The organism is Pseudomonas sp. Q11, assembly GCF_024494355.1.
Classification (GTDB): domain Bacteria; phylum Pseudomonadota; class Gammaproteobacteria; order Pseudomonadales; family Pseudomonadaceae; genus Aquipseudomonas; species Aquipseudomonas hefeiensis.
Genome location: NZ_JAKNQY010000074.1, coordinates 1 through 605, shown reverse-complemented (window position 1 = coordinate 605; position 605 = coordinate 1). Strand labels below are relative to the sequence as shown.

The following is a 605-nucleotide window of genomic DNA, read 5'->3' as shown; positions in this document are numbered from 1 at the left end:
TTAACGATTCGGTCTTCTCGATCGAAAGCGGTCAAAAAGAGGTGTTGACAGCAGCGAGTAACGCTGTAGAATTCGCCTCCCGCTAACGAGAGATCGGAAGCGCAAGTGGTTGAAGTTGCTGAAGTTTTGGAAAGCAAAACTTTGAAAACTTCAAAAATAACCGCTTGACAGATACACCGGGCGCTGTAGAATGCGCGCCTCGGTTGAGACGAAAGGCTCAACCCACCGCTCTTTAACAACTGAATCAAGCAATTCGTGTGGGTGCTTGTGGAGTCAGACTGCTAGTCAACAGATTATCAGCATCACAAGTTACTCCGCGAGAAATCAAAGATGTAACCAACGATTGCTGAGCCAAGTTTAGGGTTTTCTCAAAACCCAAAGATGTTTGAACTGAAGAGTTTGATCATGGCTCAGATTGAACGCTGGCGGCAGGCCTAACACATGCAAGTCGAGCGGTAGAGAGGTGCTTGCACCTCTTGAGAGCGGCGGACGGGTGAGTAAAGCCTAGGAATCTGCCTGGTAGTGGGGGATAACGCTCGGAAACGGACGCTAATACCGCATACGTCCTACGGGAGAAAGCAGGGGACCTTCGGGCCTTGCGCTAT

General features: G+C 49.8%; 1 rRNA gene. It reads left to right on the top strand.

The annotated features are described in order from the left end of the window. Positions 1–387 precede the first annotated feature (387 nt). A 16S ribosomal RNA gene (locus MA884_RS27800) occupies positions 388–605 on the top strand; the annotation flags it as partial.